Annotated in this window: 23 protein-coding genes, 1 tRNA gene and 2 rRNA genes; 5 read left to right on the plus strand and 21 right to left on the minus strand. The window is 53.6% G+C overall.

The window, feature by feature from the left end:
- Positions 1 to 3: 3 nt before the first annotated feature.
- From rrf (FOY96_RS01775) to rrf (FOY96_RS01785), 3 genes are all read left to right on the plus strand, one after another.
- Positions 4 to 119, plus strand: a 5S ribosomal RNA gene (gene rrf, locus FOY96_RS01775).
- Positions 120 to 133: 14 nt separating this feature from the next.
- Positions 134 to 209 (plus strand) — tRNA-Thr (locus tag FOY96_RS01780).
- 43 nt (positions 210 to 252) lie between these two features.
- A 5S ribosomal RNA gene (gene rrf, locus FOY96_RS01785) occupies positions 253 to 368 on the plus strand.
- 103 nt (positions 369 to 471) lie between these two features.
- Here the strand turns inward: rrf (FOY96_RS01785) and FOY96_RS01790 are convergent.
- The 7 genes from FOY96_RS01790 to FOY96_RS01820 form a co-directional block, all read right to left on the minus strand.
- The gene (locus tag FOY96_RS01790; RefSeq protein ID WP_023309440.1) at positions 472 to 1230 is read right to left on the minus strand and encodes an amino acid ABC transporter ATP-binding protein; all 759 of its coding nucleotides are present in this window, start codon (positions 1228 to 1230) and stop codon (positions 472 to 474) included.
- A gap of 7 nt (positions 1231 to 1237) precedes the next feature.
- Positions 1238 to 2341 (minus strand): amino acid ABC transporter permease, encoded by a 1104-nt coding sequence (locus FOY96_RS01795; protein ID WP_143347743.1) that lies wholly within the window; start codon positions 2339 to 2341, stop codon positions 1238 to 1240.
- A 9-nt stretch (positions 2342 to 2350) separates the two neighbouring features.
- Entirely contained in the window at positions 2351 to 3532 is a 1182-nt protein-coding gene (locus FOY96_RS01800) for an amino acid ABC transporter permease (RefSeq protein WP_032639774.1), read from the minus strand.
- Between the two features lie 67 nt (positions 3533 to 3599).
- Entirely contained in the window at positions 3600 to 4625 is a 1026-nt protein-coding gene (locus FOY96_RS01805; protein ID WP_023333654.1) for an amino acid ABC transporter substrate-binding protein, read from the minus strand.
- 473 nt (positions 4626 to 5098) lie between these two features.
- Positions 5099 to 5320 (minus strand): lipoprotein, encoded by a 222-nt coding sequence (locus tag FOY96_RS01810; protein ID WP_008502867.1) that lies wholly within the window; start codon positions 5318 to 5320, stop codon positions 5099 to 5101.
- Between the two features lie 303 nt (positions 5321 to 5623).
- Positions 5624 to 8737 carry an efflux RND transporter permease subunit gene (locus FOY96_RS01815; protein ID WP_143346417.1) on the minus strand — a complete coding sequence of 1038 codons (3114 nt, stop codon included), beginning with the start codon at positions 8735 to 8737 and terminating at the stop codon, positions 5624 to 5626.
- Between the two features lie 11 nt (positions 8738 to 8748).
- A complete protein-coding gene (locus FOY96_RS01820; protein WP_143346418.1) occupies positions 8749 to 9888 on the minus strand; it encodes an efflux RND transporter periplasmic adaptor subunit in 1140 nt (379 codons plus the stop codon).
- 385 nt (positions 9889 to 10273) lie between these two features.
- Between FOY96_RS01820 and envR the strand changes: the two genes are divergently transcribed.
- A complete protein-coding gene (gene envR, locus FOY96_RS01825) occupies positions 10274 to 10993 on the plus strand; it encodes an acrEF/envCD operon transcriptional regulator (RefSeq protein WP_143346419.1) in 720 nt (239 codons plus the stop codon).
- On the opposite strand, the gene FOY96_RS01830 is transcribed toward envR, so the two are convergent.
- The 14 genes from FOY96_RS01830 to acuI form a co-directional block, all read right to left on the minus strand.
- The gene (locus FOY96_RS01830; RefSeq protein ID WP_064673384.1) at positions 10909 to 12990 is read right to left on the minus strand and encodes a putative bifunctional diguanylate cyclase/phosphodiesterase; all 2082 of its coding nucleotides are present in this window, start codon (positions 12988 to 12990) and stop codon (positions 10909 to 10911) included. The two genes, envR and FOY96_RS01830, sit on opposite strands and share 85 nt — an antisense overlap.
- 139 nt (positions 12991 to 13129) lie before the next feature.
- Entirely contained in the window at positions 13130 to 13294 is a 165-nt protein-coding gene (locus tag FOY96_RS01835; protein ID WP_008502862.1) for a DUF2556 family protein, read from the minus strand.
- A 177-nt stretch (positions 13295 to 13471) separates the two neighbouring features.
- The gene (gene fis / locus FOY96_RS01840) at positions 13472 to 13768 is read right to left on the minus strand and encodes a DNA-binding transcriptional regulator Fis (protein ID WP_000462905.1); all 297 of its coding nucleotides are present in this window, start codon (positions 13766 to 13768) and stop codon (positions 13472 to 13474) included.
- A 23-nt stretch (positions 13769 to 13791) separates the two neighbouring features.
- Positions 13792 to 14757 carry a tRNA dihydrouridine synthase DusB gene (gene dusB / locus FOY96_RS01845; protein WP_023309409.1) on the minus strand — a complete coding sequence of 322 codons (966 nt, stop codon included), beginning with the start codon at positions 14755 to 14757 and terminating at the stop codon, positions 13792 to 13794.
- Between the two features lie 330 nt (positions 14758 to 15087).
- A complete protein-coding gene (locus FOY96_RS01850; protein WP_143347744.1) occupies positions 15088 to 15828 on the minus strand; it encodes a carbonic anhydrase in 741 nt (246 codons plus the stop codon).
- 128 nt (positions 15829 to 15956) lie between these two features.
- Positions 15957 to 16838, minus strand: coding sequence for a 50S ribosomal protein L11 methyltransferase (gene prmA, locus FOY96_RS01855; RefSeq protein WP_143346420.1), 882 nt, complete (start codon positions 16836 to 16838; stop codon positions 15957 to 15959).
- An 11-nt stretch (positions 16839 to 16849) separates the two neighbouring features.
- Complete coding sequence (panF, locus tag FOY96_RS01860; RefSeq protein WP_143347745.1) at positions 16850 to 18301, minus strand: sodium/pantothenate symporter; 1452 nt, start codon at positions 18299 to 18301, stop codon at positions 16850 to 16852.
- Positions 18291 to 18533 carry a YhdT family protein gene (locus FOY96_RS01865; protein WP_006178860.1) on the minus strand — a complete coding sequence of 81 codons (243 nt, stop codon included), beginning with the start codon at positions 18531 to 18533 and terminating at the stop codon, positions 18291 to 18293. Before FOY96_RS01865 ends, panF begins: the two co-directional genes overlap by 11 nt.
- Before the next feature lie 108 nt (positions 18534 to 18641).
- Complete coding sequence (gene accC, locus FOY96_RS01870) at positions 18642 to 19991, minus strand: acetyl-CoA carboxylase biotin carboxylase subunit (RefSeq protein ID WP_023333644.1); 1350 nt, start codon at positions 19989 to 19991, stop codon at positions 18642 to 18644.
- Positions 19992 to 20001: 10 nt separating this feature from the next.
- Positions 20002 to 20463 (minus strand): acetyl-CoA carboxylase biotin carboxyl carrier protein, encoded by a 462-nt coding sequence (gene accB, locus FOY96_RS01875; protein ID WP_010436174.1) that lies wholly within the window; start codon positions 20461 to 20463, stop codon positions 20002 to 20004.
- 21 nt (positions 20464 to 20484) lie between these two features.
- The gene (gene aroQ / locus FOY96_RS01880) at positions 20485 to 20937 is read right to left on the minus strand and encodes a type II 3-dehydroquinate dehydratase (RefSeq protein WP_023309405.1); all 453 of its coding nucleotides are present in this window, start codon (positions 20935 to 20937) and stop codon (positions 20485 to 20487) included.
- Between the two features lie 234 nt (positions 20938 to 21171).
- On the minus strand, positions 21172 to 21771 hold the full coding sequence (gene msrQ / locus FOY96_RS01890) for a protein-methionine-sulfoxide reductase heme-binding subunit MsrQ (RefSeq protein WP_143346422.1): 600 nt from the start codon (positions 21769 to 21771) through the stop codon (positions 21172 to 21174).
- Positions 21772 to 22773 (minus strand): protein-methionine-sulfoxide reductase catalytic subunit MsrP, encoded by a 1002-nt coding sequence (gene msrP / locus FOY96_RS01895; protein ID WP_029741739.1) that lies wholly within the window; start codon positions 22771 to 22773, stop codon positions 21772 to 21774.
- A 77-nt stretch (positions 22774 to 22850) separates the two neighbouring features.
- Complete coding sequence (acuI, locus tag FOY96_RS01900; protein ID WP_032659658.1) at positions 22851 to 23825, minus strand: acrylyl-CoA reductase (NADPH); 975 nt, start codon at positions 23823 to 23825, stop codon at positions 22851 to 22853.
- 182 nt (positions 23826 to 24007) lie between these two features.
- Between acuI and csrD the strand changes: the two genes are divergently transcribed.
- Positions 24008 to 25948: an RNase E specificity factor CsrD gene (gene csrD / locus FOY96_RS01905; protein WP_143346423.1), complete on the plus strand. Its 1941-nt coding sequence runs from the start codon at positions 24008 to 24010 to the stop codon at positions 25946 to 25948.
- The last annotated feature ends 92 nt before the right edge of the window (positions 25949 to 26040 follow it).

The following is a 26040-nucleotide window of genomic DNA, read 5'->3' on the forward strand; positions in this document are numbered from 1 at the left end:
TTGCCTGGCGGCTTTAGCGCGGTGGTCCCACCTGACCCCATGCCGAACTCAGAAGTGAAACGCCGTAGCGCCGATGGTAGTGTGGGGTCTCCCCATGTGAGAGTAGGGAACTGCCAGGCATCAAATTTAGCGTGCTGATATGGCTCAGTTGGTAGAGCGCACCCTTGGTAAGGGTGAGGTCCCCAGTTCGACTCTGGGTATCAGCACCACTTTATACTTAGGTTAAAGTTCGGCAAGAAGTAAAAGAATTTGTCTGGCGGCTTTAGCGCGGTGGTCCCACCTGACCCCATGCCGAACTCAGAAGTGAAACGCCGTAGCGCCGATGGTAGTGTGGGGTCTCCCCATGTGAGAGTAGGGAACTGCCAGACATCAAATAAGTGAAAAGGCCATCCGAAAGGATGGCCTTTTTGCGTTTATGGGCGAAAAAAGGTAGGCCGGGTAAGGCGAGCCTCCACCCGGCAGAGCAAACACCTAATGAATTACCTGTGACAGGAATGCTCGCGTACGTTCTGACTTCGGATGGGCAAAGAACTCATCCGGCGGCGCCTGTTCAACAATCTCGCCGCGGTCCATAAAGATCACCCGGTCGGCCACGGTTCGCGCAAACCCCATCTCATGCGTCACACAGAGCATGGTCATACCGGATTGTGCCAGCCCAATCATGGTGTCCAGAACCTCTTTCACCATTTCCGGATCGAGGGCAGATGTCGGTTCATCAAACAACATAATTTTCGGCTTCATACACAGCGAACGGGCGATAGCCACACGCTGCTGTTGGCCACCCGATATCTGGCCAGGGAACTTATTGGCATGCTCTGCGATACGTACGCGTTCCAGGTAGTGCATTGCCAACGCCTCCGCTTCCTTTTTCGGCATCTTTCGTACCCAAATCGGCGCAAGCGTACAGTTCTGCAGAACGGTCAGGTGCGGAAACAGATTAAAGTGCTGAAATACCATTCCTACTTCCTGACGTACGCGTTCGATATTGCGGATATCTTCATTCAGCTCGATACCATCAACCACAATGCGTCCTTGCTGATGTTCTTCAAGATGATTAATACAGCGAATTGTTGTGGATTTTCCGGAGCCCGAAGGGCCGCAAAGGACGATGCGTTCTCCCTGCTTTACCTTAAGATTAATGTCCCTCAGGACATGAAATTGTCCGTACCATTTATTCACATTTTCCAGCGTAATCATCGCGTCGGCGGGTGTCATAGTTATTTGGCTCATAATTTCCTCAGTGCGGTGTACGCCCGGTGTTAAAGCGCTTTTCCAGATGCTGGCTGTAGCGCGACATGCTAAAACAAAAGATCCAGTAGATTAGGGCAGCAAAGACATATCCTTCGGTGGACATACCCAGCCAGACAGGGTCAACTGTTGCCTGTTGCACGCTGCTAAAGAGATCGAACAATCCGATAATGATCACCAGGCTGGTATCCTTGAAGAGGGCAATGATCGTGTTGACCAGACCCGGAATGACCAGCTTGAGTGCTTGTGGGAGAATGACCAGTCCCTGCGTTTTCCAGTAACCGAGAGCCAGTGATTCCGCCGCTTCGTACTGACCTTTAGGCAACGCTTGCAGACCACCACGTACAACTTCAGCGACATAGGCGGACTGGAAGAGAATCACCCCCACCAGGGCTCGGATCAGCTTGTCGATGGTTGTTCCCTCTGCCATAAACAGCGGCAGCATGACCGACGACATAAACAACACGGTGATAAGCGGTACGCCGCGCCAGAACTCAATGAAGATAACGGAGAGCACGCGGACGATCGGCATTTTTGAACGCCGTCCTAGGGCCAGTAAAATCCCCCACGGTAAAGCACCGGCTATCCCCACTGAAGCGATAATCAGCGTCAGCGTCAGCCCGCCCCACTGGCGTGTTTCAACGCGTTCCAGTCCCAGGAAACCGCCATACAACAGTACCCAGACAATAATCGGATAAACTACGGCCCAGGCAGCAATATAGCGTCCAAGATGTGGCAGCTTTTTCCAGAACATAGCCGCGACAGAGAGCAGGCCGATAACCAGCGCCAGATTTATCCGCCAGCGCTGTTCATGGGGATACAATCCATACATGAACTGGCCGAAGCGCTCATGAATAAACACCCAGCAGGCGCCGGCTTTTGTGCAGTCAGCTCGGGTTGAACCGACCCAGTTGGCCTGTAAAAACGCCCAGTTCAGCAGGGGAGGAATCAATTCCCACATGAGCCACAGGCAGACAATCGTCAGCAGGCTGTTACTCCAGTTGGAGAACAGATTCTTACGCGCCCACAGAATGAAACGTCCAACTGTCGAGTTGGCAGGGCGCGAGGAGTGCGACAGTATCGCTTTTGTCATCATAGATCCTTAGCGCTCGACCAGTGCTATACGGCGGTTATAAAGGTTCATCAGCAGTGAAATCACCAGGCTGATGATCAGATAGACAGACATCGTGATGGCGATGGTTTCAATGGCTTGTCCGGTCTGGTTAAGCACGGTTCCGGCGAAGAGTGACACCATATCCGGATAACCAATCGCAGCGGCCAGCGACGAGTTTTTGACAATATTGAGATACTGGCTGGTCAGGGGTGGAATGATGACCCGTAAAGCCTGCGGAATGATGACCTGGCGAAGCGTCACGGTATGGGGTAATCCCAGCGAGCGTGCCGCCTCATGCTGTCCATAAGGAACGGCCTGGATCCCTGCACGGATAATCTCTGCGATAAACGCGGACGTATAAATCGACAGCGCCAGCGTCAGGGCTGCCAACTCGGGAATTAATACCATCCCGCCCTGAAAGTTAAAGCCCCGCAGATGTGGAATATCCCAGTGCAAAGCGGCCCCGAACAGCCAGTGTGCAATTAGCGGCAGGCTAACGATCAGGACAACTGCCGTGGGCCAGGTTCTACGAAGCTGACCGGTTTTGATCTGATGCTTGCGGTTAAAACGGAATACCCCCGCAGAGAGCGCAAGCGCTATCACAATCGCGCCGATAAAAGCGTACAGCCCTTCACCCGGCTGAGGAGAAGGAATGGACAACCCACGGTTACTCAGGAAAAACAGCTCAAACGCGTCGACGGCCTGGCGGGGACCGGGAAGGTTACGCAGTACGGCGAAATACCAGAAGAAGATCTGCAGGAGCGGGGGGATATTGCGGAACGTCTCGATGTAAACAGTCGACAGTTTCCGCAGAAGCCAGTTTTCAGAAAGACGCGCCAGGCCAATAAAGAAGCCCAGTATCGACGCGAAGACGATACAAAGCGCCGATACCAATAGCGTATTCAGTAAACCGACCACGAACACGCGTCCGTACGTGTCACCTTCCTGGTAATCAATAAGGTGCTGAACAATACCAAACCCCGCGCTGCGATCTAAAAACGCGAAACCGGAAGTAATGCCGCGGTTATTCAGGTTGGTGATGGTGTTATGGATGAGATACACGGCGATGAGAACAACCGCAACAATAGCAATAATCTGGAATAGCCAGGCGCGGACCGCGGGATGAGAAAAGGATAGCGATCCTTTTACGGCTGAGCGGCGATGGGACATAAAGAAACCTCAGTAACCATGACTCTGGAGTGGGCACTGCCGGAGCAGTGCCCGTTACAGCTATGACTTAACGTACTGGTGGTGCGTACTGAATACCGCCGTTGTTCCAGAGATTGTTCTGGCCGCGTTTGATCTTCAGCGGGCTTTCCGATCCCACATTGCGCTCAAAGATCTCAGAGTAGTTGCCCACCTGTTTGATGATGTTGTAAGCCCACTTGTTATCCAGCTTCAGATCCTTGCCGAAATCACCTTCTTTACCGAGCAGGTGCGCCATATCCGGGTTGGATGGCTTAGCGGCTTTCTCATCAACGTTTTTAGAGTTGATGCCCATCTCTTCTGCGTTCAGCATGGCAAACAGCGTCCAGCGAACAATGGAGAACCAGTCTTCATCACCACGACGAACGACGGGGCCGAGAGGCTCTTTGGAGATGACTTCAGGCAGGACAATCCACTCTGCCGGGTTGCTCAGCTTAATGCGTAAGGCATACAGCTGTGACTGGTCAGAGGCCAGCGTGTCGCAGCGGCCGGATTCCAGCGCTTTGGCCGATTCATCCGAGCGGTCGAATGTCACCGGGGTGTATTTCATGTTGTTTGCTTTGAAATAATCTGCGACGTTCAGCTCGGTATCGGTGCCCGCCTGGATACAAACGGTGGCGCCATCCAGTTCCTTAGCGCTTTTCAGGCCGGCTTTATTGTGGGTCAGGAAGCCGATGCCGTCATAATATGTCACGCCCGTAAATGACATCCCCATGCCTGCATCACGGGAGGAAGTCCAGGTGGTATTACGGGAGAGCATGTCGACCTCGCCGGACTGCAGCGCCGTAAAGCGTTCTTTCGCCGTCAGCGGGGTGTATTTTACTTTGCTGTCATCGCCAAAAACGGCGGCTGCAACGCCACGGCAGACATCCACATCAATACCGGTAAATTTGCCGTTCGCATCGGCATAAGAGAAGCCAGGCAAACCGTCACTGATACCACATTGAACAAAACCTTTCTTTTTAACGGCATCCAGTGTCGTTCCCGCATGGGCTTGACCGGCTACGGCAAACAACATGCCTGCAGCGGCCAGGCTGGCTATCATCGTCTTTTTCATAATGCATCCTGTGTGGCGAAATTTATCGTTATAGAGGCGTTTTTAAACGCTTTACCTGTCTGTGGCTTTGGCCAACGTTTATAAAGCAAACGTAATGCCAGTTTTGCGTTCGACAAAATAAGAGACGAGTGAACGCTTAATGCTGAGTGTAGACAGGCTTAAATAAAACGAGCGCCCCGAAACGGTGCGAAATTACAACCTGTGCCACAAATCGGAGCAAAAGTTGCGAGTTGGGTCAGGAAAAAGAAGAGATAGTTTTCAGCGTGAATATTGGCAGGGTATTCAATAATCTTAATGTGTGAAAATCATCACGATAGAATAAGTAATTTGAATGAATATGCGAAAAAGTTGTGACTGACTTCAGGCTTAGATTAATTTAGTGAATATTTACAGGGCTATTTTTTTACTTATTTGAAAATATTGCACTCATTAAAAGCAAAAGCGCGGCCAGAGCCGCGCTTTCTCAACAGATGTTACTTCGTGAGGGCAACAATACCCAGTGTTAAACCCGCTACTGCGGCAGCACCGCCGGCGATAGCACCCGCAGTCTCCCAGTTATCCTGGGTGGTGCCTTTCATACAGGTATTGGTATGAACCAGTCGGCCCTGGTCGTCGTAAACCGGTACACATGGAGAATCGTGCGCGCAACCAGCAAGCAGCGCAGCGAGAAGTGCAACGGAAATGAATCTTTTCATGATGTTACCTCAGTATTATTTCTCATCCGCTATAAAGCCAGGAGGGCTATTAACGAACTGGAGGTTATTTTACCACCGGGGTAAGTCCTCGTTACACGAGGAATAATCTCAAATTATGTAGTTTGTAAAAATCGTGGAGAAAAGTCGGTTTCAGGAGGAATTAATGGAGACATTATGGAGTTGCAAGAGACTGTTTTTACTTAATGCAAATCATCATATTCTTAATGCTTCCTTTATGTAAAACCTAATTGGTTGTTTAAGTTAAAAATAAAAAGGCACCAGAGGTGCCTTTTCAGGGAAACATTAACCTTTATGGTGCGTAAACCGTCGCCGAACAACCACAAAGAAAACGGGCACGAAGAAAATCGCCAGAAGCGTTGCGGAAAGCATTCCCCCCATAACGCCCGTACCGACGGCGTTTTGCGCGCCGCTCCCGGCCCCGGTGCTGATCACCAGCGGCATGACGCCAAGAATAAAGGCCAGGGATGTCATCAGGATCGGTCGAAGGCGCATCCTGGAAGCTTCCAGCGTGGCTTCAATAATGCCTTTGCCTTCTTTATCCATCAGGTCTTTAGCAAATTCGACGATCAGGATGGCGTTTTTCGCCGATAAACCAATCGTCGTCAGCAGGCCGACCTGGAAATAGACGTCATTGTTTAACCCGCGCAGCGACGCTGCGAGAAGAGCCCCAATGACCCCAAGCGGCACAACCAGCATAACGGAGAACGGAATGGACCAGCTTTCATACAGCGCAGCCAGGCACAGGAACACCACGATCAGTGAAATGGCGTACAGGGCAGGCGCCTGGTTACCCGAGAGCCGCTCCTGATAAGACATCCCCGTCCAGTCATAGCCGATGCCGGAAGGCAGTTTTGCCGCGAGACTTTCCATCATAGCCATGGCCTCACCGGTACTTTTACCCGGGGCTGATTCACCCAGTATCTCCATAGAGGGCATCCCGTTATAGCGTTCCAGACGAGGTGAACCATACACCCAGCGAGCGTTGCTGAAAGCTGAAAACGGGACCATTTCCCCATTCGCGCTGCGCACGTAAAGGTTGTTAATATCTCCCGGCAACATACGGAATTTTGCGTCGGCCTGTACGTAGACCTTTTTCACGCGACCATGATCGATAAAGTCATTCACATAGGTGCCACCTAAGGCCGTCGAAATCGTCTGATTGACGTCAGAAAGGCTGACGCCCAGCGCCTGCGCTTTCTCCTGATCGACATCCAGCTTGAACTGAGGCGTATCTTCAAGACCGTTAGGGCGCACGCGAACCAGCAGGTCAGTGTGCTCATGCACCATGCTGAGCAGTTGGTTACGCGCCTGCGTCAGCTGGGTATGCCCCAGGTTGGCCTGATCGATCAATTCAAAATCGAAGCCCGTGGCGGTACCCAGTTCGATAATTGCAGGCAGGTTAAACGGGAACACGAGGCCATCTGTAATTTGACTGAAGGCTTTTGTCGCGCGGCTCACAATGGTTTCGACGCCGTTTTCCGCCCCCGGGCGCTCCTCCCAGGGCTTCAGGCTGACGAAGGCGATACCGGCGTTCTGACCCTGGCCGCTAAAGCTAAAGCCGTTTACGGTAAAGACGGATTCCACGTTCGCCTTTTCGTTGTTCAGATAGTAGTCCTGAACCTGATCGAGGACCTGCTGAGTACGCGTCTGGGTTGCACCCGCCGGGAGTTGAACCATCGTCATAAACACCCCCTGATCCTCTTCGGGCAGGAAGGAGGTAGGCAAGCGCAGGAAGAGCACCGCCATCCCTCCGACGATAATGACGTACACCGCCAGATAGCGCCCTGTCTTACGCAAAATACCGCTCACGCTGTTGCTGTAGTGCTCCACGCTTTTATCAAAGAGCGCATTAAACCAGCCGAAGAAGCCGCCTTTCTTCTCATGATGGTCGCCGGATACGGGCTTAAGCAACGTTGCGCAGAGTGCGGGCGTCAGGATTAGCGCAACCAGTACGGACAACGCCATCGCGGAAACGATAGTCAGCGAGAACTGGCGATAGATCGCCCCCGTTGAGCCGCCAAAAAAGGCCATCGGAATAAAGACCGCCGAGAGCACCATGGCGATCCCCACCAGTGCACCCTGGATCTGCTCCATCGACTTCTGCGTGGCCTCTTTCGGCGGCAGTTTGTCTTCGACCATGACGCGTTCAACGTTCTCAACGACCACGATAGCGTCATCGACCAGCAGACCTATCGCCAGCACCATACCGAACATCGTCAGGGTGTTGATGGAGAAACCGAATGCCGCCAGAACCGCAAAGGTACCCAGCAGAACGACCGGCACCGCGATAGTCGGGATGAGCGTCGCCCGCAGGTTTTGCAGGAACAGGTACATCACCAGGAAGACGAGAACGATCGCTTCAAACAGGGTCTTCACCACTTCGTGAATGGAGATTTTCACAAAAGGGGTGGTGTCATAGGGATAGACAACTTTCAGCCCCTGCGGGAAGAACTGCTGCAGTTGCGCCAGCTTGCTCTTAATGGCTGCCGCGGTGTCCAGCGCATTTGCCCCGGTTGCCAGCTTAATCCCCAGGCCGGTTGCCGCCTGCCCGTTGATTTTAGTGACCATGTTGTAGTTTTCGCCACCCAGCTCAATACGAGCCACGTCCTTCAGATGAACCATCGAGCCGTCCTGATTCACCTTGAGCGTCACGCGGCCAAACTCTTCCGGTGATTTCAGGCGGGTTTGCGCGATGATCGAGGCATTCAGCTGCTGCCCGGGAATGGACGGCGTTCCGCCCAGCTGGCCTGCTGCTATCTGGTCGTTCTGCGTTTTCAGCTGGTTGATAATATCCTGCGGCGTCAGCTGGTATTTGTTCATCGCGTTGCTGTCGAGCCAGATGCGCATCGCATACTGGGCGCCAAACAGCTGAACGTCACCGACGCCAGACGTTCGGCTGATGGCATCTTTGACGTTCGAAGCGATATAGTCAGAGATGTCATTCTGCGTGAGATTTTTGTTGTCTGAAACAAAGCCAGCGACCAGCAGGAAGCTGCTGCTGGATTTCTCCACGCCAATCCCTTGCTGCTGAACCTCTTGCGGCAGCAGCGGCATGGCGAGCTGCAGCTTGTTCTGCACCTGTACCTGGGCGATGTCCGGATCGGTTCCTGACTCGAAGGTCAGGGTGATGGTGACGTTACCCGCCGAATCGCTGGTGGAGGACATATACATCAGCTTATCGATACCGTTCATGTTCTGTTCGATAACCTGGGTCACGGTATCCTGCACCGTTTGAGCGTCCGCTCCCGGGTAAGTCGCTGATATCGCCACGGCGGGAGGAGCAATGGTCGGATACTGTGCGACGGGAAGTTTGAGAATGGCCAGCCCGCCTGCAATCATCAAAATGATGGCAAGTACCCAGGCGAAAACCGGTCTCTGAATAAAGAAATTAGCCATGTCGTCGTCCCTTAACCGGCTGGCGTCGTGGTGATATCAGGCGTGGCGACGACGGTTACCCCGGGTCTGACTTTCTGTAGCCCGCTGACTATCACGCGGTCACCGTTTTTCAGCCCTTCCGTCACCAGCCAGCGATCGCCAATTGCCTGAGGGGCCACGACGGTTCGCGGCTCAACCTGGTTTTTATCGTTCACCACCAGCACGGTTGCATCGCCTCGCGGTGTACGGGTCACGCCTTGCTGTGGTACCAGAATCGCATCCGGCTGGGTGCCTTCATCAATGCGGGCGCGAACAAACATGCCGGGTAACAACAGATGCTGAGGGTTCCGGAAAATGGCGCGCAGGGTGATCGAGCCGGTACTTTCATCGACCGTGACGTCAGAGAACTGCAATGTGCCTTTTAGCGGGTAGGGCTGCCCGTTCTCCATCAGCAGCTCAACGTTGCTGGCGATATCACCTTTTTGCAGGCTCGTCTGTTTCAGGCGCATAAAATCATTACTGGACTGGGTGACATCAACATAAATCGGATCGAGCAGCTGGACCGTTGCCAGCGCTGCGGCTTGCCCGTTCGTCACCAGCGCCCCTTCGGTCACGCTGGATTTTCCGATACGACCATCAACCGGAGAGGTCACTTTGGTGTAGGCAAGGTTGATACGTGCGCTCTCAACACCCGCTTTTGCGGCAACCACGCTGGCATCTGCCTGCTGAGCCGTCGCCACGGCCTGGTCATACTCCTGCTTACTGACATACTGGGTGCCTACCAGCGGGAGATAACGTTTCACCGTCAGGTGCGCAATATTGGCCGCCGCCTGAGCCTTCGCCAGTTCGCCTTTCGCGCTGTCATAGGCTGCCTGATAGGGCGCAGGATCAATCTGGTAAAGTGACTCGCCCGCTTTTACATCGCTACCCTCCGCGAAGTTACGGCGCAGGATAATGCCGCTAACCTGAGGACGAACTTCCGCAACGCGAAATGCATCTGTTCTGCCCGGGAGTTCAGTGGTGACCGCCAGAGGCGCGCTTTTCACAATATGCACGCTGACCTGAGGCGCCTGCTGGTGTTGCTGTTGATTTTCCTGACCATCGCATCCAGTGAGCAGTACCGCGCAGACAATGAAACCGGTTAAGGGCAAACGTCTGAAATGATTCGTCATTACTGTTCCTTTAAATACCCATTCACCGATATATGCCGCGAATCGGTAGCAAGGGCAGAGGGATAAAAATAAAATGTAGCTGCGTATAATAATGAGGGTATTTAATGTTTTTTAATTTATAAGTGCGAATGACCGTGTTTGTAGAAAAAATCAGAATCAGACCGGGTCCATTCAGGGATATACTTCAGGCATGTTAATCAGGTAAATGAGTTTAATGTTTTTAATTATTCACTCCGCCAATTTAATTGGAGCGATATATTTATATTGATTATAAATTTAGAGGGGTGACTTTTTTTGTGCAAAATTAAAACGGATTTTAGTGAATACTTACATTTGCATGAACGCAATATTACTTTTAAACCTTGTGAGTAACGAGTAGTTGCCTATGGCGCGTAAAAAGAAAGAAGAGGCTCAACAAACCCGGCAGCAGCTGATTGAGGCGGCTATCGGACAGTTTGCCACGCGTGGCGTAGCCAGCACGACGCTGACGGATATCGCTGATGCTGCAAAGGTGACGCGCGGCGCGATCTACTGGCACTTCACCAGTAAATCTGAAATATTTAATGCCATCTGGGAACAGCAATTACCGCTTCGCGATATGATTCGCGACAGGCTTTCCCTTTCCGACAGTGACGATCCATTGTTAAAACTTCGTGAGCAATTTATTACTGCGCTGCAGTATATTGCCAATGAACCCCGGCAATGTGCGCTTTTACAAATTCTGTATCATAAGTGTGAATTTAGCAGCGATATGATTTCTGAACGTGAAATTAGAAAGCGTATCGGATTCAACGATGACACGCTACGCGCCACGCTGGAGACCTGTATTTCGCGAAACATCATTTCGCCACAGGTGAATGTTGATCTCACCTTGATTGTATTCCACGGTTTTTTTAGCGGAATAATTAAAAACTGGTTAATGAATAACGACAGTTTTAATCTTTATCAGCAGGCTCCCGCTCTGGTCGATAGCATACTGGCGACACTCCCGGTTATTCGCGTGTCGCCAGATGAGGGTGCTTATTGCTCAGCGCCGGGTAACATTTCCCCTCGGGCACAAAGTGCTTCTATGGTCTGCGCGCTGACGGGTTTACCTAACAGATAACCCTGAAGGGTGTTACAGCCCAGCTCGGTTAAAAAGGCTTGCTGCGCTTCGGTTTCCACACCTTCAGCCACAACTTTCAGGTTAAGTGTTTTAGCGAGAGCCACAATCGCAGAGACAATAGTGGCATCCTCGCTCTCGCCGCTGAGCTCTTGCACAAACGCCCTGTCGATTTTCAATTCACAGGCCGGTAAGCGCTTGAGGTACAGCAGGCTCGAATATCCGGTGCCAAAATCATCAATGGAGGCCTTCACCCCCGCATTCGTCAGCTCTGTCAGCACCCGTACGCTCTCATCCGGGTTGCTCATCGCCGTGGTTTCCGTCACTTCGAGGATCAACATTTCCGGTGGCACCTGGTGAAGTGCCAGGCAGTCGAGAACCGTTTTAACCAGCGAAGGTTGTTCAAACTGCAGTGTCGACAGGTTTACCGCCATTGACCAGCTTTGATGTCCCTGAAGATGCCATTCCCGCAGCTGGCGACAGGCTTCATTAATCACCCAGTTGCCAATCGGGACGATCAGCCCCGTTTTTTCCGCCAGCGGCAGAAAAAGGTCCGGCGTCAGTAACCCTTGCTTAGGATGCTGCCAGCGCAACAGCGCCTCGAATCCGAGGACCGGGCCCGCCGGGGCGTGAAATTTTGGCTGATACAGCAGGCGCAGCTCATTGCGATCGATCGCCATCCACAAATCGTTCATTAACTGGAGATGGGTCTGCGCCAGGGTGTTCATGGAGGGCTGGAAGAAGTGGTAACCGTTACGGCCCATATGCTTCGTGTGATACATCGCCGCGTCGGCGTTAAACATCAGCTCACGCTCGGTTTTGCCGTCGTGAGGGTACAGCGCGATACCAATGCTGAGGGTCACCACCAGTTCATAGGGGCTGAGATTGAAGGGGCTATCGATCGCGCGCACCAGCGAATTCGCCAGCGATGCCGCGTCGTCCGGACCTTCTCCCTCTGCCAGCAGAACAAATTCATCACCGCCGATGCGTGCAAGGGTGAACTGGCCTTTCAGGAGAAGCAGCAGACGCTGCGTAACGGCGACCAGCAGCCTGTCACCGACATCATGGCCGTAGGCATCATTGATAGCTTTAAAGCCGTCAAGATCCATGAACATCAGGGCAAAGTGATTCCCTTCACGATCGGCTTTGCTGATGGCCTGATCGAGCCTGTCTTCCAGCAGGATACGGTTGGGCAGACGCGTCAGGGTATCGTGTAGCGCCAGCTGAGCGAGTTCCCGGTTAGCTTCTGCCAGCGACGAGGCCAGAAGGGCGGTGCGTGCCTGAAGGCGGGCATCCAGCATCGACACCAGCAGGGTGATCCCAAGAATAGAGAGCGCGACGACGCTGACCAGCACCGCCAGCCAGCTCCCGTTGATACCCTCATGGTGAACCATTGTGGACATCGGAAACTGCGCCGCTTTCATCCCGGCATAGTGCATGCCGGCAATGGCAATTCCCATCGTGATGGCGGCACCCATGCGCATCAGCACGACCTGCGCGGCTTCGCGACGCAGGCGGAAGGTCAGCCATAATGCCGCGAGCGAAGCGGCAAGCGCAATCACGACCGAAATGGCCACCCAGACCTTGTCCCAGATTATCCCGGGCATCACCTCCAGCGCCGCCATGCCGGTGTAATGCATGGCCACAATACCGCTTCCCATTACCAGCGCGCCGGGCAGCAGTCGGCGCAGGCGTAGTTGCTCGCAGCTCACAAGCCATAGCGCAAACAGCGACGAACCCACGGCGATGACCATGGATAGCACCGTCAGGGTGGCGTTGTAGCTCATGCTCATGGAGAGGTCCATCGCCAGCATGCCGATAAAATGCATGGCCCACACGCCAATCCCCATAGCAATACCGCCGCCAGCCAGCCAGACGCGGGCAGCGACGCCCTCACTCCCGGCGACGCGTGCAGCCATGTTCAGCGCGGTATATGCAGCAAGAATGGCAACAACAAAGGAGAGGACGACAAGGATATGGTTGTATTGGCTGACCAGCATGGACGGTTCTACTCGAGTGTGGGGTTACGCTAGAGCGGTTGAGAAGGGCGAGACATTATCACCGTCAGGTAATGGCTCAAAGGGATTTAAATCCCCGTTTTTAGTGGGTAATAACGGGGTGATTTGCGCAATCGGGCGGTTAGTCGAGCTCTGAGCAGTTCACGAGTTTCAGCGGATTGACGGAGTTCATATTGCGACACTTATCGGTTTCGGTGCTCATCAGTTCAATCCACTGCATCAGGAGTGCATCGAAAATGAGAACGGAGATTGCAAAGACAACCAGCCACCAGTATTTACGAATCATTGTGTCATTCCGCGGGAAGAGCGCCAGTAAGGTGGGGGAAATATACACGAAAAATCGGGGTTGAAAAGCAGGAGAGGCGAAGGTTTACAATGCGTTGACGGAGAAGCGCAGGTAATAAAAAAGGCGCTTCCCCATGCCGAAGAGCGCCTTTTTAAACAAGCATTTAACTGATTAGTATCAGTTCATGCCGTATTTTTTCAGTTTCTTACGCAGAGTACCACGGTTGATACCCATCATCAGCGCAGCGCGGGTTTGGTTACCGCGGGTGTATTGCATCACCATGTCCAACAGTGGCTGTTCAACTTCAGCCAGTACCAGCTCATACAGATCATTAACATCCTGACCATTCAGTTGAGCAAAATAGTTCTTCAGTGCCTGTTTAACCGAGTCACGCAGGGGCTTTTGAGTTACCTGGTCCTGAGAGTTAACGGTAGAAACGGTCAGTACGTCAGAATTTACGCGTTGTTCGAACATAGTTCTGTCAGCTCTTTATTTCATTACGCAAGATTTTCGAAGTATGCCTCCAACGCCTCCAGCTGTACGCTGGCATCCTCTATGGCGTTGAATGTGCGCCGAAACTGGTCATCTGGAGCGTGCTCCTGGAGATACCAGGAGACGTGTTTACGCGCAATTCGGTACCCTTTTGCCTGACCGTAGTGGTCATGCAGTTCCCGAACATGCGAACAAAGCAAGCGCTTAACCTCTGCCAGAGGCAGCGGGGCAAGCAGCTCCCCAGTGTCCAGATAATGCTGGATTTCCCGGAAGATCCAGGGTCTTCCCTGAGCTGCACGTCCTATCATCAGAGCATCAGCTCCCGTATAGTCGAGTACAGCCCTGGCTTTAAGCGGGTCAGTTATGTCGCCATTCGCGATAATCGGAATGGAAACTTTCTGCTTAACTGCCCGAATGCTGTCGTATTCAGCTTCACCGTTGAACAAACAGGCGCGAGTGCGTCCATGGATGGTCAGGGCCTGAATGCCACAGTCTTCGGCCAGTTGGGCAATCTCTACACAGTTACGGTGTTCCGGCGACCAACCCGTGCGAATCTTCAACGTAACAGGAACGTCCACCGCGCTGACAACCGCCGTCAGGATAGCTTTCACCTGGTCGGGGTATTGCAGAAGGGCTGAACCTGCAAGCTTGCGATTCACCTTTTTGGCCGGGCACCCCATATTGATATCAATAATCTGGGCACCACTTTCCACGTTAATCCGCGCGGCATCTGCCATCTCTTCAGGCACGCTTCCGGCAATTTGCACGGTGCGGATACCTGGTTCATCAACGTGCACCATCCGAAGGCGGGATTTATCGCTTTCCCAAACCTGCGGGTTAGACGACATCATCTCGGATACGGTTAAACCGGCTCCCATCTCATAGCACAGCGTCCTGAACGGCCGGTCTGTAATACCTGCCATTGGGGCTGCGATCAGGCGATTTCTAAGCTGGTGGTGTCCGATGCGCATGAGTTAAGAAATGACCATACTGTGACTGCAAGGCGGCGTATATTACGCATTTTTTGCACGAGATGAAAGGCCAAACTTTGAACAATCCACTGTTGTAGATCAAGGAATCGCCGCCCAATCTTCCCGTTAAAAATTATTCATTATTTAAATCATTAAGTTATATGGTAATGGTTATTTTATGGGCGCTTACAATTTCCCGTAACTTCTCATCATTTCTGAATAAATGCGTCGCTGAAGCGGGATAATCTGCTGTTTTTAACAGCAGATCTCCCTTCTTCTTTGCGATCTGCGTCGCATTTTAGAACATGATCGTCATGCGAAAAATGCGTGTTATTCGACCACGACGCGCCCATGCAGCGACTGTACCGGACGGTTATTATCGTGATGCATTGTCTGGGTGAATCTGGCAAGTTGTTCTGCAGAAACCGTCAGGGGCTGTTTAAGTACAATCCAGGTAACGCCTTCTGAACACGGTGGAGTGGTCAGTGAACCGCTAAAGCGCCAGTACGTTTTATTTTTTGGCAGCAGTTTGTTCAGGTTGAGCTCCTGTTTGATGGAGACGTTCTGCTCGGCCTGCTGAGGCATAACGCGCCACAGTTTTTCAAGCTCCGGGTTTGCGGCCCCTTTATCAAACATGACCGCCACCACCGTCAGTTCCCCACTGGCATTTTTATGAACCAGATGCATTTCCATCGCGTATCTCTTGCCATGTACGGTGTTTTCGCTCGGCGCGTGGAAATGGAACTGCTGTAACGTCCAGGTTTGCTTATCGAGAGTAAGGGTATCGCGGGTGTTCGCCTGTTCACCTGCCTGAATGGTATGGCCATTGTTCGTCAGCGTAACAGGGCCATCAACGTAGTGGGTTTGTAGCGGGGAGAGATGGGCGTTAGTGGTCGAATCAATATTAACAGGAGACTGGTTCATACCGTTTTGACAGGTCTTGTATGCCTCGTCCATCTCGCCCCAGTGTTGCGGTGAACCTTCCCCTTCATAGCTCCAGTGTGATGCAAATGCTGAAGCCGAAATCATGCTCAGCGCCAGCAGCGCTGCCTTGCCTGTAACGTGTGTCATCATATTCTTCCGGTGAATTTTTGTAATACAAATCAACATGATTTGTAGGGTTATTTTACCGAAGAATGAACGGGGGAGAGAGGATTATCAGAGGGTGAGAGGCGTGGTCAGATGACCACGCCAGATTCTTATTTTTTACGCCCGGTGATGCGGCACCACTCTTCTTTTTCCACCACCGGGTCGAGGGCAAAGAGATCGGCGTAGGCTTCACACACGCTGTCGGCCTGGCTTGCCAGGATACCGGAAAGCCCCAGCAGACCGCCCTCAACGGGCAGCACGCTGATTAACGGAGCCAGTTCGCGCAGTGGGCCCGCCAGAATGTTAGCGACCACCACATCGGCTTTCATGGCTTCTGGCTGAGCATCCGGCAGATACAGCTCCAGACGATCGGAGACGCCGTTACGCTCGGCATTATCGCGGCTGGCCTGAATCGCCTGCGGATCGATATCGATCCCGATGGCTTTTGCCGCGCCCAGCTTCAGGACTGCAATCGCGAGGATCCCGGATCCACAGCCGAAGTCGATCACTGTCTTACCGTCCAGATCCAGACCATCCAGCCACTGCAGGCACAGAGACGTGGTTGGGTGAGTACCGGTACCAAACGCCAGACCCGGGTCGAGCATCACGTTGACTGCGCTTTCATCAGGGACATCGCGCCAGCTCGGACAGATCCACAGACGTTTGCCGAACTGCATCGGGTGGAAGTTATCCATCCACTCGCGTTCCCAGTCTTTGTCTTCCAGCTGTTCGATTTTATGCACGAAACCCGCGCCCAGCAGAGGATGATTCTCCAGAATCGCGACAACCTCTTTCATATCGGTTTCGGCATCAAACAGGCCAATAACGTCGGTATCACCCCACAGGCGGGTTTCGCCCGGCAGCGGCTCAAAGACCGGCGTGTCATGCGTGTCCTGGAAGGTGATAGAGACCGAACCGGCCTCCATCAGCGCATCGCTCAGCTCTTCGGCGTTAGCGCCGGTTGTGTTCAGTTTTAGTTGGATCCACGGCATGGCAAAACTCTTTATTTATCAGTAGAAATCATAGCGGGTTGTGGGACGGGTTGACCGAAACGGTTCCCCACCACAAACGCCAGTAAACTTAGCAGTAACGAAGGCACAATCGGATGGAAGCCCAGGTACTGAATCTTAAACGTTGCGAGGACGGCGTAAAGCACGCCGCCGACAATCATCGCGCTCAGCGCACCGGCGGCATTCGCGCGCTCCCAGTAGAGCCCTAACACCAGCGGCCACAGGAATACCGCTTCAAGCCCACCAAATGCCAGCAGGTTCAGCCAGATGATCATCTCTGGCGGGCGCCACGCGGCTAACAGCAGCAATGCCCCTAACACCAAAGTAATAACGGCCGACATGCGCTTCAGGCGCCGTTCATTCTCTGCCTGCTCAGGACGCAGGTTCAGATAGAGATCTTTTATGATCGTAGCGGAACTTTGCAGCAGCTGAGCGTTGATGGTCGACATAATGGCGGCCATCGGTGCGGCGAGGAAGATCCCGGCGGCAAATGGCGGCAGCACTTTAACCATCAGGGTTGGGATAACCAGATCGGGTACGGTAAGGTCAGGAATAACTGCCCGACCTAACGCGCCCGCCAGGTGCATACCAAACATCAGGATTGCGACAACGATAGTGCCGATAATGATACCTCTGTGCACGGCTTTGCTGTCTTTGTAAGAGATACAGCGCACGGCGGTATGCGGCAGGCCAATCACCCCAAAGCACACCAACACCCAGAACGAGGTCATAAAGGTTGGCGAAAGGATGTCATCCGCGCCCTGCGGCGAAACCAGTTTTGGATCGATCGTCTCGAGCGTTTCAACCGCATGGCTCAGGCCGCCCGCGGCGTGGACGATGCCGACCAGCAGGACAATAGTGCCGATAAGCATAACCATGCCCTGCATCGTATCGTTCAGCACGCTGGCGCGGAATCCGCCAAACGCGGTATACAGCGCAATGCTGACTCCAAAGATGATCAAGCCTGTCTCGTAGGGAATACCTGCCGCCGTTTCCAGCAGGCGTGCCCCGCCGATAAACTGCACCGTCATTGCGCCAATAAAGGCCACCAGCAGGCTTAAGCTGGCCAGCCACACCAGTAAACGGCTCTGATAGCGGGCAAACAGCATATCGTTGAGCGTCACGGCATTATAACGGCGCGCCAGAATGGCAAATTTTTTACCCAGTATGCCCAGCGAGAGCCAGACGGCAGGAAGCTGGATCATCGCCAGCAGCACCCAGCCTAACCCGTATTTATAGGCTGCTCCGGGTCCGCCGATAAACGAACTGGCGCTGATGTAGGTCGCGGTCAGCGTCATGGCCAGCACGACGCCGCCCATCGAGCGGCTACCCAGAAAATACTCGTTCAGGAAGGTGCCCGTCGTTCTTTTACGCATGGCGTAAACGGATAAACCAAACACCACTAACAAGTAAGCGATAAGCGGCAGAATGACTTCAAGCTGCATCATCGTCCTCCAGCGGAATATCGCGATAAATGAATTTCACCATTGCCCAGCAGAGCAGGATGAAGACCAGCGGGACCAGCAGACACGCCATTTCGAACCAGTGCGGCAGGCCGGTGATGCCAATAGCGGAGTCAGGTAAGTAAGCAGTTACTAACCATGCTGCGAGATAGAGAAGGGTCAGCCACAGCGCCCAGCGCGCTTCTTTATGGGCCTGAACAAAACGTTTGTCCATTTTTTGTCCCTTGTGGATGAAGAAAGCGGGGATTGTACATGATGAGGCTTTCCAGGCCCCAGAAATAAAAAAGGCCGGATAATCCGGCCTTTTAGCAACACAGGTCTCTTACTTCTCGTTCAGACCGAGTTTTTTCTCCAGATAGTGGATGTTGGTTCCACCATTCTGGAAGTGCTCGTCGCTCATGATACGCATCTGCAGATCAACGTTGGTTTTGATACCGTCGATGATCAGCTCCTGCAGGGCGTTTTTCATGCGGGCAATCGCCACGTCACGGTTTTCGCCGTAGCAGATAAGCTTGCCGATCATTGAGTCATAGTACGGCGGTACGGTGTAACCGGCGTAGATATGAGACTCCCAGCGCACACCAAAGCCACCCGGCGCGTGGAAACGCGTGATTTTACCCGGGCTTGGCAGGAAGGTGTTCGGGTCTTCGGCGTTGATACGGCACTCTACCGCATGGCCTTTCACCACAACTTCTTCCTGCTTGATGGACAGCGGCTGGCCTGCAGCGATACGCAGCTGTTCTTTGATCAGGTCAACGCCGGTGATCATTTCGGTAACCGGGTGTTCAACCTGAATACGGGTGTTCATTTCGATGAAATAGAACTCGCCGTTCTCGAACAGGAACTCAAAGGTACCTGCACCGCGATAGCCGATATCGACACACGCTTTGGAGCAACGCTCGCCGATGTAGCGACGCAGTTCCGGGGTAATGCCCGGTGCTGGTGCTTCTTCGACCACTTTCTGGTGACGACGCTGCATGGAGCAGTCACGTTCTGCCAGATAGATCGCGTTACCCTGACCGTCAGCCAGCACCTGAATTTCGATGTGGCGTGGGTTTTCCAGGTATTTTTCCATGTACACCATGTCATTGCTGAAAGCGGCTTTCGCTTCTGCTTTGGTCATGGAGATGGACTGCGCCAGTTCAGCATCGCTACGCACAACGCGCATACCGCGACCGCCGCCGCCGCCGGACGCCTTGATGATAACCGGGTAGCCAATGCGTTTAGCATGAGCACGGTTAGCATCCATGTCGTCGGTCAGAGGGCCGTCAGAGCCTGGTACGGTTGGAACACCGGCTTTTTTCATCGCGGTGATTGCAGACACTTTGTCGCCCATCAGGCGGATGGTGTCGGCTTTCGGGCCGATGAAGATGAAGCCAGAGCGTTCAACCTGCTCAGCAAAGTTGGCGTTCTCAGAGAGGAAGCCGTAACCCGGATGAATTGCCACCGCGCCGGTGATTTCAGCGGCGCTGATGATAGCCGGGATGTTCAGATAGCTTTTTACGGACGGAGCCGGGCCAATACAGACCGTCTCATCCGCCAGCAATACGTGTTTTAAATCGCGATCCGCGCTTGAGTGCACAGCGACGGTCTTGATGCCCAGTTCTTTACAGGCACGAAGAATACGCAGTGCGATCTCGCCGCGGTTGGCGATAACAATTTTATCCAGCATGTACGCCTCGTTACTCGATGACGACCAGCGGCTCGTCAAATTCAACCGGCTGACCACTTTCGACCAGAATCGCTTTCACAGTACCTGATTTGTCTGCTTCGATCTGGTTCATCATTTTCATCGCTTCAACGATGCACAGGGTATCGCCTACGTTGACTTTCTGACCCACTTCGATGAACGCCTTCGCGTCCGGGCTCGGGGTGCGGTAGAAAGTACCAACCATTGGGGAACGTACGATGTGACCACTGATTTCTGCTGCAGCGGCAGGTGCGGCTTCAGCTGCTGGCGCAACGGCTGCAGAGAGCGCAGGCTGCTGCACTGGCGCAGCATAAGCTTGCTGCATTACCGGGAAGCTAGCGGCTGGGGCTGCACGGCTGATGCGTACAGACTCTTCGCCTTCAGAAATTTCCAGTTCGGAGATGCCTGATTCTTCAACCAGCTCGATCAGTTTTTTAATCTTACGAATATCCATGAGTGGGTTCCGTACTCTTGTTTAGTGTGATTGTGACAAGCGTTTTACCGCTGTCTGTAAAGCGTATGAATAGCCGTCTGCGCCCAGTCCACAGATAACGCCAGCAGCGATATCCGACAGATACGAATGGTGACGGAACGGCTCTCGGGCGTGCACATTACTCAGGTGGATCTCGATAAACGGGATACTCACCGCGAGCAGTGCGTCGCGGATAGCAACACTGGTGTGCGTAAACGCGGCCGGATTGATCAGGATATAGTCCACATTGTCTTTAGCCTGATGAATACGGTCGATGAGTGCGTACTCCGCATTCGACTGAAAATGATCCAAATCCACATTCAGTGACGCTGCTTCCGTTCCCAGACGGTTAACAATTTCACTCAATGTTAGCGTGCCGTACTTCTCTGGCTCACGGGTGCCGAGCATGTTCAGGTTCGGTCCGTTCAAAACTAAGATATGGAACTTATCAGTCATTATGCCGCTATCTCCTGCGATTTCCGGGTAAAAAACAAAATATACCTTCGAAACGCAAATGTCACCTTTTCAGAGGCTTAAAACCGCTGTCAGGCGAACCAAGGTCGCACATTATAACGATTTCGTAGCATTTAGCAGCTAAATACTGGTCTTATCAGGGAAGATTATCAACCGCTATCCGAAAAAGATTTGCGGTTGACGGGTAATCTGCGGGAAAACGCACAGTTTCGCGAACTATCGCAACCACTGGCGGAACTTCTTGTAACGCCATGCCAAAAGCGCCACGGCCGCCAGTGCATAAAGGATCGGCTGCGGCGAGAGGATCTTCACCGACCACAGGTAATGAATGGGAGCGAGGATCGCGACAAGATAGACGAAGTTATGCAGAAGCTGCCAGCGCCTGCCCAGTTTTCGCTGCGAATATTGCGTGGATGTCAGCGCTAACGCCAGTAAAACCACCCAGCTCACGATACCCAGCGTCAGATAAGGACGTGTCACCAGTTCGCGGCCAAGCAGCGCCAGATTGTTAATTCCCAGTTCCAGCAGGGCGTAGCTGGTGAGGTGCAGCGTCGCCCAGGCAAAACACCAGAGCCCTAACAGGCGACGGGTGCGTATCAATAAGGGCTGTTTAGCGTAGCGCGCCAGCGGCGAGACGAGCAAGGTGGCCAGCAAAAATTTCAGAGCCATCCGACCGGTAAAATGCTGGATATCCTTCGCCGGGTCTGCGCTAAAGAGCCCCTGGCTTGCGGCCCAGAACAGCCATATAAAAGGAAGCAGCCCGGCCAGGTGCAGCAGCACTTTCAGCCAGGTAATCTGTTTTGCCGTTAAACGCACTCAGAAGTTCTCCCGTAAGTTGAGGCCACGGTAAAGCGAGGCCACTTCATCCGCATAGCCGTTAAACAGCAGCGTCGGCTGGCGCTTTACGTCCAGCGCACCGCCGGAACCGATAAATCGCTCGGTTGCCTGCGACCAGCGCGGATGATCCACGTGCGGGTTCACGTTGGCGAAGAAGCCGTATTCGTCCGGGGCCGCCAGATTCCAGGTGGTTGGCGGACGTTCGCGGGTAAGCTTAATGCTGACGATAGATTTAATCCCTTTGAAGCCATATTTCCACGGTACGGTTAAACGGATGGGGGCGCCGTTCTGCGGCGGAAGCGCTTTGCCATAAACGCCAACGGTCAGCAGGGTGAGGGGGTGCATAGCTTCGTCGAGACGTAGCCCTTCCACATACGGATACTCAAGCCCGCCGCCGATGAACCGATCTTTCTGCCCGGGCATCTCGTCCGGCGCATAGCGCGTCTGGAAAGCGACATATTTTGCGTTGCTGGTGGGCTCAACCATTGCCAGCAGTTTATGCAGCGGGAAGCCAATCCAGGGCACCACCATCGACCACGCCTCCACGCAGCGCATGCGATAGATACGCTCTTCGAGCGGGAAACGGGTAGTAAGATCGTGGTGATCCAGCGTCAGGGGTTTCGCCACTTCGCCATCAATTTTCAGCGTCCACGGATCGGTTTTGAGGCTCCCCGCGTTGGCGGCAGGATCGGCCTTATCGAGACCAAATTCGTAGAAGTTGTTGTAGCCGGTAACTTTATCTTCCGGCGTGAGCGTCAGCTTGTTTTGCCATTCGGCCGGTTTCGTAAAGGTGAGCGGGGCGCCGGATGGGGCCTTTGGCCGATCGTTGCCTTTAAACCAGTCGAGCAGGTCGGCGTGTGCCGCGGGAGAGAGCGTCAGGGCTGTGGCGCTGATGCCAAGCATTTTCAGGATCTGGCGGCGCTGTAACATAAAGACAGACTCAGACGTTACGTCAGCTTCCGTCAGTTTTCGGTTTTTCATGGCATCCTCCGTCATGCGTTTTTCTAAGCATGACGGAGGAGAGGGATTCGCGCGAATATGTCACGAAAATTTGAAGATTAGGCGATTTTCACCAGCGCGCGGCCGTGGAATTGGTTGTCCATGATCTTACTGGCGTATTCCGGCGCCTGGCTGAGGGTTATCTCCGTTGCGCTCTGGGTATAGAAAGATTCCGGCAGATCGCGCACCAGCCGTTCCCAGGCTTCATGACGACGGGCCGGCGGGGTCATCACGGAATCCACACCCTGCAGGCGTACGTTACGCAGAATAAATGGCATCACGGTGGTTGGCAGGGCAAATCCGCCCGCCAGACCGCAGGCTGCCACGCAGCCGCCGTAGTTCATCTGCGCCAGGACTTTTGCCAGCACCTTATCACCGACGGTATCCACCGCCCCAGCCCAAACCTGTTTTTCCAGCGGACGGGTTTCGGCAAATTCGTCGCGGCTGAGAATGCGGCTGGCGCCGAGCTGGCGCAGATAGTCATGGGTGCTTTCTCGGCCGGAAACCGCAGCGACCTGATAGCCCAGCTTGTGGAGCAGCGTGACTGCCGTGCTGCCCACGCCGCCGCTGGCGCCGGTGACGACAATTTCCCCTGACTCAGGGCGAATACCCGCATCTTCCAGCGCCATCACGCACAGCATGGCGGTAAAGCCTGCCGTGCCGACGATCATCGCCTTGCGGCCATCCATGCCTTTCGGCACAGGCACCAGCCAGTCGCCCTTCACGCGCGCCTGCGTTGCCAGCCCGCCCCAGTGATTTTCACCCACGCCCCAGCCGGTGAGCAGCACATGCTGGCCCGGATGGAAGCGCGGATCCTCGCTGGTATGAACCCGCCCAGCGAAATCGATCCCCGGCACCATAGGGAAATTTCGGATGATTTTACCCTTACCGGTAATAGCCAGCGCATCTTTATAATTTAAACTGGACCAGTCGATGTCGACGGTTACGTCGCCTTCCGGCAGGCGACTCTCTTCAACCGCCTGCACTGAGGCAAGCGTTTTGCCGTCCTGCTGTTCTAAGATCAAAGCCTGCATACGGGGTCCTCACGACTCAGATGATTGGAAAATAATTTCTGAAGACTATACTCGCTCAGGGAAACGCAGTGCCGATTTAACGCAATAAATTGCCAGATACGCCCGATTTGGTAGTATGCCGCATTTGAAATGCAAGTTAGCGCTTACTCGCTACCCCATCAACCCACGGAGTAATCTCAAGGATGCGATTAACGACGAAGTTCTCAGCTTTTATCACCTTGCTGACGGGGCTTACCATTTTTGTCACGCTTCTGGGCTGTTCCCTGAGTTTTTACACCGCCATTCAGGACAAGCTGGTCAACCGGGTACAGTCTGTTGCCTCGGTGATTGATACGCGTCTGCTGACGACGCCCCTACCGGCGCTCTCCCGTGAGCTTGATGAGTTGATGGTACCTGTTGATATCGTTCAGATCGACATTCTGCAGGGAAAGCATCGTGTTTTAAGCCATGAACGACCGGGAAGCTATCGCCCCACGGGCGTGGTAAGCCAGTATCGGGAAGTGACGGTGCATTCCCTTAAAAATCCGGGGATGACCATACACATGGTCTACCTCGATCCGATGGCCAGCTATTTCCGTTCCATGATGACCACCGCGCCGCTCACCGTCGCCGTTGCGTTTATCGTCCTGCTGATCTTTCTCGCGGTCCGCTGGCTGCGCCGCCAGCTCTCTGGTCAGGAGCTGCTGGAGATGCGATCCGTACGTATCCTGAACGGTGAACGCGGCCCGCAGGTGCGTGGCTCTGTCCACGAGTGGCCGTCACGCGCCAGCAGCGCGCTCGATACCCTGCTCTCCGAAATCCAGTTTGCCAGCGACCAGCGCAGCCGTATGGATACGCTGATCCGCTCTTACGCGGCGCAGGATAATAAAACTGGCCTTAACAACCGTCTTTTCTTTGATAATCAGCTCGCCACGCTGCTCGACGATTCAGAAAAAGTGGGGACACACGGGGTGGTGATGATGATTCGCCTGCCCGATTTCGATCTTCTGCGCGACACCTGGGGACAGCGGGTCGCAGAAGAAAACCTCTTTACGCTGATCAACCTGCTCTCCACCTTTATTATGCGCTACCCGGGCGCGCTGCTGGCCCGCTATCACCGCAGCGACTTTGCCGTGCTGTTGCCTCACCGTACGCTGAAGGAATCCGAAAGCATCGCCAGCCAGCTGCTGAAGGCGGTAGATGCGCTGCCGCAGAGCAAAATGCTCGACAGGGACGATATGGTCCACATGGGGATCTGCGCCTGGCGTGGCGGACAATCGACTGAACAGGTGATGGAGCACGCGGAAGCCGCTACCCGCAACGCCGTGTTGCAGGGGGCCAACGGATGGGCGGTTTATGATGACTCGCTGCCGGAAAAAGGGCGCGGCAACGTGCGCTGGCGCACGCTGATTGAGCAAATGCTCAGCCGCGGCGGGCCACGTATTTATCAAAAACCCGCGGTCATGAAAAACGGCAACGTTCATCACCGTGAACTGATGTGTCGTATTTTTGACGGTACCGAAGAGGTCATCTCTGCGGAATATCTGCCGATGGTGCTGCAATTTGGCCTGTCCGAAGAGTATGACCGCCAGCAAATTACCCGGCTGATTCCGTTTTTATCCTTCTGGCCTGAAGAAAACCTGGCGTTACAGGTCACCGTGGAGTCGTTAATACGCCCACGTTTTCAGCGCTGGCTACGTGATACGCTAATGCAATGCGAAAAATCGCAACGTAAACACATTATTTTTGAACTTGCTGAGGCCGATGTAGGTCAACACATCAGCCGGTTACGTCCGGTGGTACGTTTGATCAATGCGCTCGGTGCACGTATCGCTGTGACGCAGGCAGGTTTAACGCTGGTCAGCACCAGCTGGATCAAGGAACTGGATGTGGAGTTATTAAAGCTACATCCGGGGCTGGTAAGGAATATTGAGAAGCGTACGGAAAACCAGCTGCTGGTACAGAGTCTGGTAGAAGCGTGCAAGGGTACGCGAACACAAGTATTCGCCACGGGCGTGCGCTCCAGAAGCGAATGGCAGATGTTAACAGCGCGCGGCGTGATGGGCGGTCAGGGGGATTTTTTTGCTGCCTCTCAACCGCTTGACACCAACGTGAAAAAATATTTGCAAAGATACTCTGTTTGACCTGCCGTTTACGCTGTTTTCACGTAGAATATCGCGCCTGTAGCTTTGAGTATGTCGAGCAAAAAGCCAGTGAACGACCTGTAACGGGTTAC

Source organism: Enterobacter asburiae (assembly GCF_007035645.1).
Taxonomy (GTDB): domain Bacteria; phylum Pseudomonadota; class Gammaproteobacteria; order Enterobacterales; family Enterobacteriaceae; genus Enterobacter; species Enterobacter asburiae_B.